Source organism: Bradyrhizobium sp. 26S5 (assembly GCF_036923295.1).
In the GTDB taxonomy this organism is placed as follows: domain Bacteria; phylum Pseudomonadota; class Alphaproteobacteria; order Rhizobiales; family Xanthobacteraceae; genus Bradyrhizobium; species Bradyrhizobium septentrionale.
The window spans coordinates 1,350,903-1,367,374 of sequence record NZ_CP145948.1; the positions used below are offsets into that span (position 1 = coordinate 1,350,903).

Genomic DNA, 16,472 nt, shown 5'->3' on the forward strand with positions numbered 1-16,472 from the left:
TTTCCTGATGAAGCAAGTTTTGGCAAGAGAAGCCGACGCCGGACGTGCAAAGAGCAATCTCTTCACCGCGGCGCACGGACGGCTGCCTGGCTGTGGGCCTGTCGCCCATATCCGTGCGAGGGCATTCGAGGCCTACGAGCGTGCCGGCCTCCCGCATCGGCGCATCGAGGCTTGGAAATATACAGATCTATGCGCCTTGATCGGCGAGGTACTGCCACTCGCTCCGCGACCAGATGCAGCTGCGCTGGTGCGCGCAAAGTCGTCGGTCATGCAAGCGGCTGCCGATCAAGCAGTCAAACTGGTTTTGGTGGATGGAATATTCGCACCCGAGCTATCCGACGTCGGTAGCCTCGAAAATGGGGTCGATGTGCGGTCGTTGCGAGAGATTCTGGAGAATCCGGCCAACAGTGCAATGGCCGGCCTGGTGCTTTCGACCACAACTGATGCGATGATCTCGCTCAATGCCGCGATGGCGACCGACGGCCTGGTGATTACGATCGCCGAGGGCAGCGCGATTAAGCGTTCCATTCAGATCGTTCACGTTGCAACCTCATTGTCGGTGTCCGATTTTACCCGTTCCTACCTGCAGCTAGGTAAGGGAGCGCACGCGGCTGTGGTGGAAACATTCGTCGCGGCTGATGGCGCGAGCCGATATCAAACCAACGATGCGATAATTGTCCTGGTTGGTGACGAGGCGAGCCTTTCGTATATCCGGGTGGCAGCTGATGCCGCTGACGCCGTGAACCTTTCGTCGGGAATCATCGTAGTCGGTACCAGAGCGAGCCTCAATCTCTTCAGCATGACCTGCAGCGGCTCCATCGGTCGCTATCAGGGATTCGTCACACTGGCCGGCGAGGGATCCAGGCTCTCGGCGAACGGGGTCAATCTCATCAGGGAAAAACAGCACGCCGACACAACAATCGTAGTCGACCACGCCGTGCCGCATTGCATCAGTCGGAATAAGTTCCACGCGGTCGTTGACGATTGCGGCCGCTCGGTGTTCCAGGGCCAAGTCGTCGTACGTCCCGCATCGCAGAAGACGGATGCCGCGCTGATGACGCGCGCGCTGCTCCTGTCCGACCAGGCCGAGGCGGACAATAAGCCCGAACTCGAAATCCTTGCCGACGACGTGACTTGCGGCCACGGATCGACTTCAGGTGCGCTGGACACCAGTCTCATATTCTATCTGCGCGCTCGAGGTTTATCAGAGAAGGATGCGCAGGCGTTGTTGATTAGAGCATTCATTGGCGAGCCGATCGAGGAGATCCCCGCCGGCAATCTGCGCGAATTTGTGACCGCGCGAGCTGAACACTGGCTGCGGGCGCGATGAGTGTGCACCCCGCGATAGGCAACGGTAGTTACCAGGTCAGCCGTCTGCGCGCGGACTTTCCTGCGCTGTCCATGACGGTGTACGACAAGCCGCTTGTGTACCTTGATAACGCCGCATCCGCGCAAAAGCCGAATGCGGTTCTTGACCGCATGATGCATGTATACTCCAGCGAATACGCCAACGTACATCGCGGCCTGCACTATCTGGCGAATGCGGCGACGGAGGCGTATGAGGGCGCCCGTACCAAGGTGGCGCGGTTTGTGAACGCACATCTGAACGAAGAGATCGTCTTCACCCGCAGCGCCACGGAGGCCATCAATCTGGTCGCCCAGACCTTCGGCCGTGAACGGGTCAGCGCCGGCGACGAGATCGTTCTGTCGATTATGGAACACCACTCCAACATTGTGCCGTGGCATTTTTTAAGAGAACGGCTCGGCGCAGTCATCAAGTGGGCGCCGGTTGATGATGACGGCAATTTCCTGCTCGATGCATTTGAGCGGCTCTTGACCCCGCGCACCAAGATGGTTGCGATCACTCAGATGTCGAACGTGCTGGGTACCATTTTGCCAGTGAAAGACGTAGTGAGGATCGCACATGCACGGGGTATTCCCGTACTGGTCGACGGCTCGCAAGGATGTGTCCATTTGACCGTCGACGTCTGCGACATCGATTGCGATTTCTACGTAATGACAGGCCATAAACTCTATGGTCCGACAGGGATCGGCGTGCTTTACGGCAAGTCAGAGCATCTTTCGTCAATGCCGCCCTTCAATGGTGGCGGCGAGATGATCCGTCAGGTCTCGCGTGCCGGCGTCATCTATGGTGAACCGCCGCACCGGTTCGAGGCGGGGACGCCGCCGATTGTCGAGGCGATCGGTTTGGGGGCGGCTTTAGATTACATCAATTCGATAGGCAAAGAACAGATCCGCAAGCACGAGAACGCGCTGCTCGCCTACGCAAATGAGAAGCTAGGGGACATCAACGCCGTACGAATCATCGGGACGCCGGCCGAAAAGGGGCCGATCATCTCCTTTGATATGAAAGGCGCGCATGTACATGACATTGCCACGGTCGTCGACCGCGCCGGAGTTGCAGTGCGGGCGGGTGGCCATTGCGCGATGCCGCTGCTCGAGCGCTTGGGTGTGCTGGCGACGTGCCGTGCGTCTTTCGCACTTTACAACACAAGTGAAGAGATTGATACGCTCGTGCGGGCACTTATCAAGGCGCGACAGCTGTTCTCGTGAGCCCGTGAACTTGCGGCGTCTGGGCGGTGGAGCATCGAACTCCAGACGATGACGACGTCATAACCGTTGGCATCATCGTCGTCGCTGAAGGCAAGTATCTGTAGATCTCAACAGGCATGGATGGCGTAGGCAAACCCGGGCTCGATCAGCCGGCCTTTGCCGCTCGGTTCGCTTGTTACGGGCGCTCTCTCGAGCGCGGAGCATCGCGATCGGCAGCCGCACATCTGGAATCGTGCGGCGCTACTTCACATATCGCCGCCCCTGTTCCATTTCGAACAGGACCAAACGAAGGGTTCTCCGGGCAAAGCGCAATGTCGCGTTAGCCACAATACCCCGTGCTGCACCACCGAGCGCGCTAACTGATATAAATCGTTCCGCTTTTTGTGCTCGCGCCGCATTGGCATGCTCGTTGCAAAACTCTAGGTCACGAAGCCGCTCTCGCAACAGCTAACCCTCGAAGGACCTCAGCATGAGCCTCGCCTCGACCCGGAGCATCGCAGAAATCAGGGCTCGCAACAAAGAGCTGATTGAGGAGGTGCTGAAGGTCTATCCGGAGAAGACCGCAAAACGGCGCGCCAAGCATCTCAACGTGCACCAAGCCGGCAAGTCGGACTGTGGGGTCAAGTCCAACATCAAATCCATCCCTGGTGTGATGACAATCAGAGGCTGCGCCTACGCAGGATCCAAGGGCGTGGTCTGGGGGCCGATCAAGGACATGGTCCATATCAGCCATGGACCGGTGGGCTGCGGTCAGTACTCGTGGGGCTCGCGTCGTAACTATTACGTTGGCACGACCGGGATCGATAGCTTCGTGACCCTGCAATTCACCTCCGACTTCCAGGAAAAGGATATCGTATTCGGTGGCGACAAGAAACTGGTCAAAGTTCTTGACGAAATCCAGGAGCTTTTCCCACTCAACAACGGCATCACCATCCAGTCGGAATGCCCGATCGGATTGATTGGAGACGACATCGAGGCTGTGTCAAGAGCGAAATCCAAGGAGTATGGCGGCAAGACCATCGTGCCGGTCCGCTGCGAGGGCTTTCGCGGCGTCTCGCAGTCGCTCGGCCACCACATTGCCAACGACGCCGTGCGCGATTGGATTTTCGACAAGTTCGAGCCAGGTGGTAAACCGAAGTTTGAGTCGACGCCGTACGATGTTGCGATCATCGGAGACTACAATATCGGTGGCGACGCCTGGTCATCGCGAATTCTTCTGGAGGAAATGGGCCTGCGGGTGATTGCGCAGTGGTCTGGTGACGGTTCACTCGCTGAGCTCGAGGCAACGCCGAAGGCAAAGCTCAACATTCTGCATTGTTACCGCTCCATGAACTACATCTCCCGCCACATGGAAGAGAAGTTCGGTATTCCGTGGTGCGAGTATAACTTCTTTGGACCTTCAAAGATCGCAGAGTCGCTGCGCAAGATCGCGGGCTACTTCGACGATAAGATTAAAGAAGGCGCTGAGCGGGTGATTGAAAAGTACCAGCCGCTGGTGAACGCCGTAATAGCAAGATATCGCCCGCGCCTGGAGGGCAAGACGGTGATGTTGTACGTCGGCGGTCTTCGCCCGCGTCATGTGATTGGCGCATACGAGGACCTCGGGATGGAAGTCGTGGGTACCGGATACGAGTTCGGCCACAACGACGACTATCAGCGCACCGCCCAGCACTACGTCAAGGACAGCACGCTCATCTACGACGACGTCAATGGCTACGAGTTCGAGAGTTTTGTCGAAAAGCTCCAGCCCGACCTGGTCGGATCGGGCATCAAGGAAAAATACGTTTTCCAAAAGATGGGTATACCGTTCCGGCAGATGCATTCCTGGGACTATTCAGGTCCATATCACGGCTATGACGGCTTTGCGATCTTCGCGCGCGACATGGATATGGCTGTCAACTCGCCGATCTGGAAGAAGATGAAAGCGCCTTGGAAAGAAGCTTCGAAGGCGAAGCTCTTGGCTGCAGAATAAAGCAATGTATCTGGCTCTTCGTGGAGAGCCGGGACGATACCAATTTCGATAGTGAAGGATCTCAAAAATGGCGCAGAGTGCAGAACACGTGCTCGATCATCTCGAACTGTTTCGCGGTCCAGAATACCAGCAGATGCTGGCTAACAAGAAGATGTTCGAGAATTCCCGCGATCCAGCCGAGGTTGAACGCATCAAGGAATGGACGAAAACGCCTGAATACCGCGAGAAGAATTTTGCGCGGGAGGCGCTGGCGGTAAATCCGGCCAAAGCCTGCCAGCCGCTTGGCGCCGTGTTCGCCTCGGTCGGTTTTGAGGGCACGCTGCCCTTCGTCCACGGCTCGCAAGGCTGCGTGGCCTACTACCGCAGCCATCTGTCGAGGCACTTCAAGGAGCCGAGTTCCTGCGTCTCTTCCTCGATGACGGAAGACGCCGCGGTGTTCGGCGGCTTGAACAACATGATCGATGGACTTGCCAACAGCTACAACATGTACAAGCCCAAGATGATTGCGGTTTCCACGACCTGCATGGCCGAGGTGATTGGCGATGATCTCAATGCGTTCATCAAGACATCGAAGGAAAAGGGCTCTGTTCCGGCGGAGTTCGACGTGCCGTTTGCACACACGCCGGCGTTCGTCGGTAGCCACGTCACCGGGTATGACAACGCACTCAAGGGTGTTCTGGAGCATTTCTGGGACGGCAAGGCCGGAACAGCGCCGAAGCTGGAGCGCAAGCCAAACGAGTCGATCAACATCATTGGTGGGTTCGATGGCTACACCGTCGGAAACCTTCGTGAGATTAAGCGCATCTTGGCGCTGATGGGTATCCAATACACCATACTGGCCGATAACTCCGACGTCTTCGATACCCCGACTGATGGCGATTTCCGGATGTATGACGGCGGCACCACGCTGGAAGACGCAGCTAACGCGGTTCACGCCAAGGCGACAATCTCAATGCAGCAGTGGTGTACCGAAAAAACGCTGCGGCTCGTGTCTGAGCATGGCCAGGACGTCGTCTCTTTCAATTACCCGGTGGGCGTCTCCGCAACAGATGACCTTCTCCTGGCGCTATCACGCATCAGCGGCAAGCAGGTCCCGGAGCAACTCGCGCGAGAGCGTGGCCGCTTGGTTGATGCCATCGCTGACTCCAGCGCGCATATCCATGGCAAGAAGTTCGCAATCTATGGCGATCCGGATCTCTGCTATGGGTTGGCCGCCTTTCTGCTCGAACTCGGCGCCGAACCAACCCATGTGCTGTCCACCAACGGCAATACGGCGTGGCAGGACAAAATGCAGGCGCTGTTTGCAGGCTCACCGTTTGGGCATGCCTGCCAGTCCTATCCGGGGCGAGACCTCTGGCACATGCGCTCGCTCTTGTTCACCGAGCCGGTCGATCTTCTGATTGGCAACACCTATGGCAAGTACCTGGAACGTGACACAGGAACGCCACTGATCCGCATGGGCTTTCCGGTGTTTGATCGGCATCATCACCACCGCTCCCCTGTGTGGGGCTATCAGGGCGGCCTGAATGTGCTGGTGAAGATCCTCGACAAGATATTCGACGAAATCGACCGGAAGACCAACGTTCTTGGCAAAACTGACTACAGCTTCGACATCATTCGTTGATGACGGACAATGCACGTGCCGTCGCCGAAAACACTGGCGATAGCACAAGCGCACGATGGCTCAACTTGCAATTAGTTCGGCTAAGAGGAGAACGGATGAGTTCGCTGTCAGCTACGGTCCAGAATATTTTCAACGAGCCGGGCTGCGCCAAGAACGGCAGTAAGTCGGAGGCTGAGCGCAAGAAGGGATGCACCAAGCTACTGCAGCCGGGTAGTGCGGCGGGCGGCTGCGCCTTCGACGGTGCTAAGATCGCGCTACAGCCGTTTACCGACGTCGCTCATTTGGTGCATGGTCCAATCGCTTGCGAAGGCAACTCCTGGGACAATCGCGGCGCGGCGTCTTCCGGTTCGAATCTATGGCGCACCGCATTCACAACCGATATGAACGAAACCGATATCGTATTTGGAGGTGAGAGGCGGCTCTGGAAGGCGATCAAGGAAATCGTCGACAAGCATGACCCGCCCGCCATTTTCGTCTATCAGACCTGTGTTCCCGCGATGATCGGCGACGACGTCAACGCGGTCTGTAAGGCCGCCTCGCAAAGGTTTGGCAAACCGGTCATCCCGATCAATTCCCCGGGGTTCGTTGGCTCCAAGAACCTCGGCAACAAGCTCGCCGGCGAGGCTTTGCTGGAACATGTGATCGGAACGCGGGAGCCAGACCGCACCACACCTTACGACATCAATCTGATCGGAGAATACAATCTTTCGGGGGAGCTCTGGCAAGTTAAGCCTTCGCTCGATGAGCTTGGAATCCGGGTTCTCTCATGCATCTCGGGCGATGCCAAATATCGTGAAGTCGCGTCATCCCATCGCGCGCGGGCGGCGATGTTGGTGTGCTCAAAGGGCATGATCAACGTCGCGCGCAAGATGGAGGAACGCTACGGAATCCCGTTCTTCGAAGGCTCGTTCTACGGTGTCCAGGATTCAAGTGATTCGCTGCGCCAGATTGCCCGCTTATTGGTTGAGCGCGGCGCACCGCAAGATCTGCTCGGGCGCACCGACGCGGTGATCGCGCGCGAGGAGGCGCGGGCCTGGGCCGCGATCAAACCGTACAAGTCACGCTTCAAGGGAAAGAAGGCTTTGCTGATTACCGGCGGGGTCAAGTCATGGTCGGTCGTTGCGGCACTACAGGAGGCCGGGCTCGAATTGGTCGGAACCAGCGTGAAGAAATCGACAAGGGAGGACAAAGAGCGCATCAAGGAGCTCATGGGACAGGATGCCCACATGATCGAGGACATGTCGCCGCGTGAAATGTACGAGATGTTGAAGGGCGCAAAAGCGGACATCATGCTATCGGGCGGCAAATCGCAGTTCGTCGCGCTGAAAGCAGCGACGCCTTGGCTCGATATCAACCAGGAGCGATGCCATGCCTATATGGGCTATGTCGGAATGATCAAGTTAGTGGAGGAGATCGACAAGTCGCTCTCAAATCCGATGTGGGAGCAGGTACGTCGACCGGCACCATGGGAGGCCTTGGCCAGGGCGAAGCTGCATATGCAGTCGCCGGCGGCCGAGATCACCTGCGAACCGGCGCTCGCCGAAACGGCGCGCCGCGCGAGGAAGATTTGCCACTGTAACACGGTCGATCTCGGCACGATCGAGGATGCGATCTACGCGCATGGTCTGAGAAGCGTCGAGGAAGTCAAAGAGCACACCGATGCGGTCGGTGGTTGCTGCAAGAGACGCATCGAGGACATCTTGGTGTCCTCGCCATCTGCCATGCTGCAGGCCGCAGAATAGGGGGAATCATGGCCCTCACCACGGTGCCAACAAAAGCCTGCGCGGTCAACCCGCTGAAGATGAGCCAGCCGATTGGCGGCGCATTCGCCTTCATGGGGCTGCGCGGGGCGATGCCGCTTCTGCATGGCTCGCAAGGATGCACTTCTTTCGGGCTCACGCTCTTTGTGCGGCATTTCAAGGAGGTGGTACCGCTGCAGACCACCGCGATGAGCGAGGTCGCGACCGTGCTCGGCGGCTATGAGAACCTCGAGCAGGCGATACTCAATATCTACAACCGAGCCAAGCCAAAGATCGTCGGAATCTGCTCGACCGGCATCACCGAGACTAACGGGGACGATGTGGATGCTTACCTCAAGCTAATCCGAAACAAGCATCGGCAACTTGCGAAATTGCCGCTGGTCTATGTCTCGACACCCGATTTCAAGGGCGCGTTCCAGGACGGCTGGGAGAAGGCTGTGACGCGCATTGTGGAATTGCTGGTGGAAGGGCCCAACGTCAACGGCCTGCGCGATTCCTCGAGAGTGAACGTTCTTCCAGGATGTCACCTCACGCCGGGTGATCTTGACGAACTCCGTGCCATCCTGGAGGATTGTGGGTTGCGGCCATCCTTCCTGCCTGACCTGGCAGCGTCGCTCGATGGGCATATCCCCGACGAGTTTACGTCAACGACCATCGGCGGCATCGGCGTCGACGAGATCGCGAGCATGGGCCGCGCCGGGTGGACCATTGCAATCGGCGCGCAGATGCGGCGAGCGGCAGAGGTCATGCAGGCCAAAAGCGGCGTTCCATTTCGCCTCTTCGAGCGGCTGTGCGGCCTCGGTCCGTGCGACGAATTCATGACGTTTGTGAGTGAAATCAGCGGCCGTCCCGTGCCACCGAAATATCGGCGGCAGCGCGGCCAGCTCACGGATGCAATGCTGGACGCGCACTTCCATATTGGTGGTCGCAGACTTGCGATCGCCGCTGAGCCAGACCTCCTATATGATCTCTCCAGTATGCTGCACGAGATGGGGGCGCAGGTGCGTGCGGCCGTAACGACCACACAATCGGCGGTGATCGAGCGGATCAAGACCAACGAGGTGCTAATTGGTGATCTTGAGGATCTCGAAGAGCTTGCCAGAACCGAGAATTGCGACTTGCTGATCACGCATTCGCATGGCAGGCAAGCGGCTGCCCGGCTGAAAATTCCGTTCTATCGTGCGGGTTTTCCGATGTTCGATCGACTTGGCGCAGGGCACCAACTATCGATTGGTTATCGTGGTACCCGCGATCTGATCTTCGATATCGCCAATCTCGGGATCGCGGACCGCGAGGAGAACCATCAACCTACGCCCGATCGATGGCGGGCTCCGGTCGCACTGCCATCAAGGTCCGGGCATCTCAGTTCCATCGGTGCAGCCGAGAGGTCGACTGCATGAAGGTCGCATTCGCCACTCAAGATCTAAGGCGCGTCGATGCTCATTTTGGTTGGGCAAAGAATATTGCTATCTACGAGGTCGCGCCAAGCGGACATGTGTTTCTCAAAGCGGTTGAGTTTGAGGGCGATCTCAAGGAAGACGGCAACGACGACAAGTTAGCGCCGAAGATCGAGGCGATTAAAGATTGCGCAATTCTTTACGTTGCTGCCATCGGCGGCGCCGGTGCTGCCCGGGTGGTCGCCAACAAGATCCATCCGATCAAGGTAAACAAGCCAGAAAACATTCTGGTGTTGCTCGAAAAGCTCGAGGATGTCCTAAGAGGCACACCACCTCCCTGGCTACGCAAGGCAATGGCAAAGGACCAGCGGAGCACATTCGAGTTCGACGAATGAGATGAAATGACAGCAGAAATAGAGCAGCAGGACAGCTCCGCCGATGCGCTGTTCATCAAGGAGCTAGTAAAGATTTGGCGCGCTCAGGACACCACGGGAGCCTGGAAGGCCAAGAGCGATCTCGACCTTCTCGAGCCCTATGTCTTGGACAAGGAAAAGCGGCGTGCGTTGCCGATTGTCGGTGATCCTGGCCCCGATACGCTGTGGCGGCTGGAACTGTTCTTCAACGCGGTCGCGCTCGCGGTCGAGAGGGAAGCCGGTGTGATGATCCAGCCGATCTTGAAGCTGCATCATGAAGGATTTGGCCGCATCGTGCTGATCGGAGGCCGGCTGATCGCCGTGAACAAGCGGCTGCGTGATGTGCATCGCTTCGGGTTCGATAGCCTCGCAAAGCTCGCGCAAGAGGGAGGCAAATATGTCAGGGAGGGAATCGACCTGATACGGAAGTTTCCGGACGTGGCGAACTATTGAGGATACCGATGAGCGAACGTGAAACACTGAAGGCTGAAATAAAGAAGCTATCGGCCAAAGCGCTACAAGCCAAAATGGATCTGCACGACCTTTCGGAGGAATTGCCCATCAACTGGACCTCGATCATGGTGTTTGCGCAGAAGGCGCACGATGCCTATGCCGAACTTGAGCGCAGAAACCATGATCTGAAGGCGTTGGAAAATACTTAAGAGGGGCCGACTCATGTCATTTACAGCGCGCGATGGCCGCGACTGGACGCCAGACTACCTGATGTCGATTGACGCCAAAAAATGCATCGGCTGTGGCCGCTGTTTCAAGGTGTGTGGCCGAGGTGTCATGGCGTTGAAGGGAATCAGCGAGGACGGCGAACTTGTTGATCTTGACGATGACGAGGACGATGAGATCGAAAAGAAGATCATGGTTCTGAATGATCAGGGCGCCTGCATCGGCTGCGGCGCGTGCGCCAGAGTGTGTCCGGCCAATTGCCAGGTCCATGTTTCAGCCCCAGCCGAAGCTGCCTGACCGGTGGCCTAGCCCGCTTGCGGCAGGCGCTATATTTGCAATGGAATAGATCCATTGTTGATCACTTGATCTGCGAAGGAGATCAGACCCGCATGTTCTGACGGCTTCGGTTGTTAAGACACAGCGAGCGGAGACGTTGCAGCTAAGACTGTTTGATCGGCAAGGCAAGCGCATACCCTTGGGTGACAACACCGTCTCGAAGATCAGTCTCTTAGCAGTGGGGTCAGCGTTTCGTGCAGGTGTATTGCGATTGAGGTCATAACGCATTGCGCAATGCTGATCCAGATGAGGGAGCACGCTCCTCGGGTGAACGGTACCGTCTTTATTTGTTTGCCTGCTCCCTTGAGGATTGGAAGAGCCTAAATTGGCTGCCTATGCGTCAGGTTATGGTCAGCTAACCTGTATATCATCCTCCGCAGAGCTCGTGCGGCACGAGCTCATACAGCGAGTAATTGTGCCGAGAGGAGAGCGAATCTGATGTATGGCAGAATCGTCGGATCGTCCAGCCAGTCTGGAAGCGCCAGCCACGTTGATGAGTCTGGAGATGAGGGAGAGAGCCCGCGATTTGCGGACACAGTTGCCGGCATGGAGCCCGGTGCGTCGTCGTCGGTGACAACGACGCCATACTCTCTGGCTTCCGATCCGCCGATCATAGAGATCGATCGATCTTCCTTCACGGAGGGAGTGAGGAGATTTTTGGGCGGTGACATCAGGCACATCGCCAGTAACCCAGAAGAGTACTCGGATTTCGTGTCCGGGAAGGCTCGGCGCGCAGGAATGGTTGCTGGAAGCTACCTCCACACTTACGATGATCCAAGCAAGCCAGCACGATTCTACAGCTATCAGTTGGGTGATGAAACTGTCGGGCTTTTAAGAGCAGGTGGGCCGGCTCGAATCAAGGGGGAGCAGTTTCGGCAACAGTTTGGACGCAATGATATCACGTCCGTGGTTGACCTTCGGGTTACTCATCCGTTGGTCGAGAACGCGGGCGATATTCTGCTGGAGCATCAACTGCGACAGGACGGCGACCATCCCTTGGTCTTGTCACGTCCTGGCTTGGAGGGCATGGAACCTCGTCTGGCCGAAATGGGTTTTGTTCACATGGGGCGTAATTATTGGGCGCTTGATCCTAACCAGCATCCCGAAGTGTGGACGAAAAACGAGAGCAACGAGTGGCAGCGAGTAGACAAACCTACGAAGTATCTTACTAAGGTCGAGGATAGTGACACCGCTTCTGAAGCAAGTGTCGAAAGTGCCGAAGCGGCCTCTTCAGATGATGATCCGTCATTCTACTTGGAGCAAGCTCTCGAAGGATTGCGCATGGAGTAGAACAGCCGCAATAAAGAGACCTGGGCAGGAAATGACGGCTGTTTCGTGAATGGACGCGCCGCCGCAAAGGTCCTAGCGTTAAACGAGGGGGCGTTCGTTAGCAGCGTGCGGCCCCATTCGCCTGCCTATCCTATTCAGAAAGTAATGATATTCTCGCGCTTGCGGGCCGTGCAGCTGGAATCGGTGCAACGAAGATCGAGTACGAATCCGCGCCCCAATCGTGTAGCCAATGCAACGGCGCGTCATGATATGAGCGGGTTGAGGGCGGTATGTGCTCAAGGAGGCTTCGGATCAAACTATATGCCAAGGTGACGATCGCGACACAATTCGCAGCGTCATTTGGTCTAGTTGGCGCAAGTGGAAAGGCTGTGGCGATCAGTGAGCAACCACTGCGCTTAGTTCAGTAAGGTGTCGGAGAAGTTGGCGCGCGAAAGTTGCAGCTGCGAATGGGCAGGGAGTAGGCAATAATCCTCGATGCTCGCGCGGAGCTGACCCAATCGTGCACCTGCGCCAATCAGCTGCGCTGCACTGACGAAGCATTAAGGTCGGATCGTCAGAAAGCCGAGCGGTTCTGGCTCTTCTACGGTTCTTGCATGTTTGATCGTCCCGCGAAATGAAGAGCGTCCTGCAATAAACGAGCAATGAATGCAGCCAGATGCAATCTATGCGATTTGTGGCATTAACGACATTCCAAGCCGCCGGGCCATGGGTTTCCATCTGATGGTCGTCGATGACGAGGGCGGTCACCGGCCGTGGTCTATCGTTGTAGTGCGGTGGGGCAAGCAGGTGTTTGGTTATGCCAATAAATGCCCGCACAACAGCGTCAATCTGGACTGGAACTGGAACGAATTCCTGGATCCAAACGGCATCCGGCTGATGTGCGGCAAGCACGGATCGACCTTCGAGCTCGCCACGGGACGGTGCGTCGAAGGTCCATGTAAGGGTGGCGCGCTCACGCCGATTGCGTTGACGGTTCTGGATGGTGATATCTGTGTCGTCGGTATGCCTCTTGTCGAAGACGATGCGCTTCCCAACGAATGAAGGCTGCGTTCAGACCGGCCGGTTTTCGTTACGGTTTTTCACGGGTTCCATCCTCTTCAGCCCGTCTTCGTACGAGATCTCGTCATAGGATAGCTCAAGATCGGACAGCTCGATGTCGTTTGCCGCATCGAGCAGGTAATCAAGCTTGCCGCCCGCATCGAGCTTCTTGATGTCGTCCTTGCTGACTCCGACCAGGTCCATCATCTCCTTCCAAACGGTGGATTCGTCACACGGTAAGACGTGGAAGGTAACATCACCGAGCTTGATTCGGTATTTCGCCAGCAAATCTATGTTGTTGCAGAATATGAAATAGCTGCCATTCGGGCTTAAGGCGCCGTCAAGGACGGCTGCGACGTCAGCCAGATACGCGAAGGAATGCAGATACCCTGCCAGCACCGGAATAGTGCGTTTTCCTTCCTGCGCGATCGTTAGAACCTGCTCGATGGAATAGTCCGGCGGTCGCTTCTCGTCGGCGACCTGGGTCTGGAATTTCAGTGCGACATCGCCGCGAAAGCCGAACCGGCCCGGCTTGGTGGTCCCGCCTTTGAGTACGGCATTGAGCAGGCGACCCTCCTTCTCAAGTTTGCCGAGTGCGGTGTTTTCGATTGCAGTCATTAAAATCGTCCTCGATCTGAGCTCCTCACCGACGACTTGGCCGGTGCGAATGCAATGCAAATTGCTTGCCGTCGCATGCGTGGCGGCCTTCGGCGTATCTTAGATAAGAAAGGCGTAAGTGGGCTGCGATTGCCTCCAAGTGGCTTTGAAAGAAACCCGACACGAGTTCAAAAGCCAACAGGTGCGATCCGGAAAGGTAAGCATCATCAAGCGTCCTCTCGCTGGCACATGACTTGCCCTTCAGCAGGCAAAGCTAAGCGGTTGAGAGAGGCCATGATCAAGCTAACGGATAGCGCAGTGAATGCGGTCAGGGGCGCAATGTCGTCATCGGCGCAGCCAGCAAGCGGGCTGCGCATTATGGTCGAGGCAGGCGGCTGCAACGGACTCAAATACATGATGGGTCTGGCCGAGGAGCCGAAGCCTGACGACACGGTGATCGAGTGTGACGGTGTGAAGGTGTTTGTCCACAACAAGAGCCATGACCATCTGGTCGGCACAACCATCGATTTCGTGATGGCGCTGGAGAGCCCAGGCTTCACTTTTAATAACCCAAACGCCACTTCGAGCTGCTCCTGCGGCAAATCGTTCAGCTGATAAGAAAAGGCGTCAAAACATGCTGGCGGAACCCGAACAACTGAGGCAATTGACGGCGATCTCGACCGGCCGAGCGGGACGCATCCCCGCTGTAATTGAGGAGATCCGTGCCAATCTGCAACGCAGTGGCGCCGACTATCAGTTGATTGGAATTGATGGCAGCAAGATCATGGTAGGCGCAACCCGTGCCTGCGCGCTCTTTAAGCTCTTGAGGATGACGCTGGAAGGCGTTCAAGTGCAGCTGGCCGACAGGCTCGTCGAATTCGTCCGCCTGATCACGGTTGTTGTTGCAGGTAAGACGCGGGATTGAATGGGGATCAAATGCCGGTTTATCTAGACAACAATGCGACGACGCGGACCGATCCATCCGTCGTGCAAGCCATGTTGCCGTTCTTTACCGAGCAGTTCGGAAATGCCTCCTCGGCCCACGCCTTTGGCGGTGAGGCCGCGGCCGCGCTGAAGCAGGCGCGGCGTAGCTTGCAGGCTTTGCTAGGGAATGCCTACGATCATGAAATCGTTTTTACCTCCGGTGGAACCGAGGCCAATAATGCCGCCATTCTTTCTGCGCTTGCCACCCAAGATGGTCGCGACGAGATTGTCACGACCTCGGTTGAGCATTCCGCCGTGCTTGCGCTGGTCGAGCAACTGGCGACAAGAGGTGTCAAGACGCATATCATACCCGTAGATGCCCACGGCTGGCTCGACGTCGAGGCCTTTCGCTGCGCGCTCGGGCCACGCACAGCGATCGCCTCGATTATGTGGGCGAACAACGAGACCGGCACCATTTTTCCCGTGGAGTTTTTAGCCGGCTTGGCACGTGAGGCGGGCGCACTGTTCCATACCGATGCGGTCCAGGCCATAGGCAAGCTGCGCGTCGACCTAAGGGACAGTGCGATCGATATGTTGTCGCTGTCCGCACACAAATTGCACGGTCCCAAAGGAATGGGCGCGCTCTACCTGCGCAAAGGGACAAAATTCCGACCCCTGATCTGGGGCGGATCACAGGAAAGGCGGCGCCGCGGCGGAACGGAAAATATTCCCGGCATCGTCGGTCTTGGAAGGGCTGCGGAGCTTGCTGTGGAGCGGCTCGAGCCGGAGCGCGTTCGCATTGGTGCATTGCGCGACCGTCTGGAGCAGGGGATCTTACATAATGGCGAATGCTTGGCGCTCGGCGATGTCAACAACCGGTTAGCGAACACAGCCAATATCGCTTTCGATCATCTCGAAGGCGAAGCAGTCGTCCATCATCTCAATCGTGCGGGCATTGCCGTGTCGCTCGGCTCAGCCTGCAGCTCCGGCTCAATGGTGCCGTCGCACGTTCTGCGCGCCATGCAGGTGCCGGCGTGGAGGATGCGCGGCGCGGTGCGCTTTTCTCTCTCGCGTGAAACCACCGTCGCGGAGGTTGACGAGGTCGTGTGCGCTCTGTCAGACATTGTTGCTCGCTTGCGTGCCACCTCGCGGGAGTCTGGCGCTCCGCCCAGCTATGCGTCACAGTCGAGGGAGTTGAGCTTGTGAAAATCATGATCCGCCGCTCGTCGGACGCGGGCCTGTCGATCTACGTGCCAAAAAAGGATCTCGAAGAGCCGATCGTGGAATCTGAGTACGAGTCGCTCTGGGGCGGCTGGATCAAGATAGCTAATGGCTGGGTGCTCGATTTACCCGAGATGGCGAGCGACACACCATTGCCGATCACAATCAATGCCAAAAAACGGGGCGAGAACGGGAAAGATCCATGAACATGAGCCCAATCTTCTACATCGGCATTGGAGAGAATTGCTAATATCGTTTCGCTGACCTGCTTGGCAAGGAGGTCGATAGTATCGTTGCCGGGCTTCGGTGTCTCGATCTCGATTCCGATCAGTGCCTCGACATATTGCAGCCAGAGATCAGGAAGCTCTTGGCGGCTGCTCGCTATGGCAGCATCGTGGTTCAGTTGCCAGACGCCATCAAGGAAAGGCGGACCGAACGGAGCTTTCTTGCTCTCGCTTCAACTATCGCTATTGCGAAGCAATGCGGCGAAGATCATCAGGCGTTCCTGCCGATACCACGATGCAATCGTCGATCCGAGCGTCTTCTCAATGCAATGAGCGCCGTGTTCAGCTCAAGCAAGGCCTGACACCGATTTGGCTCGCTCGCGCGTTGGGGATAATGCTCATCAATTAACGGCGCTGTGACGTC

17 protein-coding genes are annotated in these 16,472 nt (G+C 57.1%); 16 read left to right on the forward strand and 1 reads right to left on the reverse strand.

The genetic code is table 11. The features are described 5' to 3' along the window. The first annotated feature begins 7 nt into the window (after positions 1-7). The 12 genes from sufD to V5279_RS06485 all read left to right on the forward strand — a co-directional run bounded on the left by sufD (position 8) and on the right by V5279_RS06485 (position 13,085). Entirely contained in the window at positions 8-1,330 is a 1,323-nt protein-coding gene (sufD, locus tag V5279_RS06430) for a Fe-S cluster assembly protein SufD (RefSeq protein WP_338695929.1), read from the forward strand. After that, positions 1,327-2,574, forward strand: coding sequence for a cysteine desulfurase (locus V5279_RS06435; RefSeq protein ID WP_176529032.1), 1,248 nt, complete (start codon positions 1,327-1,329; stop codon positions 2,572-2,574). The genes sufD and V5279_RS06435 overlap by 4 nt, the downstream gene beginning before the upstream one ends. A gap of 469 nt (positions 2,575-3,043) precedes the next feature. Further along, positions 3,044-4,546 carry a nitrogenase molybdenum-iron protein alpha chain gene (nifD, locus tag V5279_RS06440; protein WP_338695932.1) on the forward strand — a complete coding sequence of 501 codons (1,503 nt, stop codon included), beginning with the start codon at positions 3,044-3,046 and terminating at the stop codon, positions 4,544-4,546. Positions 4,547-4,613: 67 nt separating this feature from the next. Then, positions 4,614-6,170 (forward strand): nitrogenase molybdenum-iron protein subunit beta, encoded by a 1,557-nt coding sequence (gene nifK, locus V5279_RS06445; protein WP_338695934.1) that lies wholly within the window; start codon positions 4,614-4,616, stop codon positions 6,168-6,170. 95 nt (positions 6,171-6,265) lie between these two features. After that, the gene (gene nifE, locus V5279_RS06450) at positions 6,266-7,912 is read left to right on the forward strand and encodes a nitrogenase iron-molybdenum cofactor biosynthesis protein NifE (protein WP_338695936.1); all 1,647 of its coding nucleotides are present in this window, start codon (positions 6,266-6,268) and stop codon (positions 7,910-7,912) included. Between the two features lie 8 nt (positions 7,913-7,920). Beyond that, positions 7,921-9,330: a nitrogenase iron-molybdenum cofactor biosynthesis protein NifN gene (nifN, locus tag V5279_RS06455; protein ID WP_176529036.1), complete on the forward strand. Its 1,410-nt coding sequence runs from the start codon at positions 7,921-7,923 to the stop codon at positions 9,328-9,330. Further along, entirely contained in the window at positions 9,327-9,722 is a 396-nt protein-coding gene (nifX, locus tag V5279_RS06460) for a nitrogen fixation protein NifX (protein ID WP_166073337.1), read from the forward strand. The genes nifN and nifX overlap by 4 nt, the downstream gene beginning before the upstream one ends. A gap of 6 nt (positions 9,723-9,728) precedes the next feature. Then, positions 9,729-10,193, forward strand: coding sequence for a NifX-associated nitrogen fixation protein (locus V5279_RS06465; RefSeq protein WP_338695943.1), 465 nt, complete (start codon positions 9,729-9,731; stop codon positions 10,191-10,193). An 8-nt stretch (positions 10,194-10,201) separates the two neighbouring features. Next, positions 10,202-10,402: a CCE_0567 family metalloprotein gene (locus tag V5279_RS06470; RefSeq protein WP_166073365.1), complete on the forward strand. Its 201-nt coding sequence runs from the start codon at positions 10,202-10,204 to the stop codon at positions 10,400-10,402. A 13-nt stretch (positions 10,403-10,415) separates the two neighbouring features. Continuing rightward, positions 10,416-10,715 (forward strand): ferredoxin III, nif-specific, encoded by a 300-nt coding sequence (fdxB, locus tag V5279_RS06475; protein ID WP_176529038.1) that lies wholly within the window; start codon positions 10,416-10,418, stop codon positions 10,713-10,715. 477 nt (positions 10,716-11,192) lie between these two features. After that, on the forward strand, positions 11,193-12,044 hold the full coding sequence (locus tag V5279_RS06480) for a host specificity protein (protein WP_224496567.1): 852 nt from the start codon (positions 11,193-11,195) through the stop codon (positions 12,042-12,044). A 645-nt stretch (positions 12,045-12,689) separates the two neighbouring features. Further along, the gene (locus V5279_RS06485; protein WP_338695948.1) at positions 12,690-13,085 is read left to right on the forward strand and encodes a Rieske (2Fe-2S) protein; all 396 of its coding nucleotides are present in this window, start codon (positions 12,690-12,692) and stop codon (positions 13,083-13,085) included. A 9-nt stretch (positions 13,086-13,094) separates the two neighbouring features. Here the strand turns inward: V5279_RS06485 and V5279_RS06490 are convergent, their stop codons facing one another. Next, positions 13,095-13,700 carry a hypothetical protein gene (locus V5279_RS06490; protein ID WP_207835057.1) on the reverse strand — a complete coding sequence of 202 codons (606 nt, stop codon included), beginning with the start codon at positions 13,698-13,700 and terminating at the stop codon, positions 13,095-13,097. Positions 13,701-13,973: 273 nt separating this feature from the next. On the opposite strand from V5279_RS06490, the gene V5279_RS06495 reads away from it, so the two are divergent. Genes V5279_RS06495 through nifT form a run of 4 tightly spaced genes read left to right on the forward strand, consistent with a single transcriptional unit; the run spans position 13,974 to position 16,030 of the window. Then, positions 13,974-14,294, forward strand: a complete 321-nt coding sequence (locus V5279_RS06495) for a HesB/IscA family protein (RefSeq protein ID WP_173643898.1) — start codon at positions 13,974-13,976, stop codon at positions 14,292-14,294. A gap of 19 nt (positions 14,295-14,313) precedes the next feature. Next, a complete protein-coding gene (locus V5279_RS06500; RefSeq protein ID WP_338695951.1) occupies positions 14,314-14,604 on the forward strand; it encodes a NifU family protein in 291 nt (96 codons plus the stop codon). Positions 14,605-14,615: 11 nt separating this feature from the next. Then, complete coding sequence (gene nifS / locus V5279_RS06505) at positions 14,616-15,809, forward strand: cysteine desulfurase NifS (RefSeq protein ID WP_414646002.1); 1,194 nt, start codon at positions 14,616-14,618, stop codon at positions 15,807-15,809. Next, the gene (gene nifT / locus V5279_RS06510) at positions 15,806-16,030 is read left to right on the forward strand and encodes a putative nitrogen fixation protein NifT (RefSeq protein WP_166073478.1); all 225 of its coding nucleotides are present in this window, start codon (positions 15,806-15,808) and stop codon (positions 16,028-16,030) included. The genes nifS and nifT overlap by 4 nt, the downstream gene beginning before the upstream one ends. The last annotated feature ends 442 nt before the right edge of the window (positions 16,031-16,472 follow it).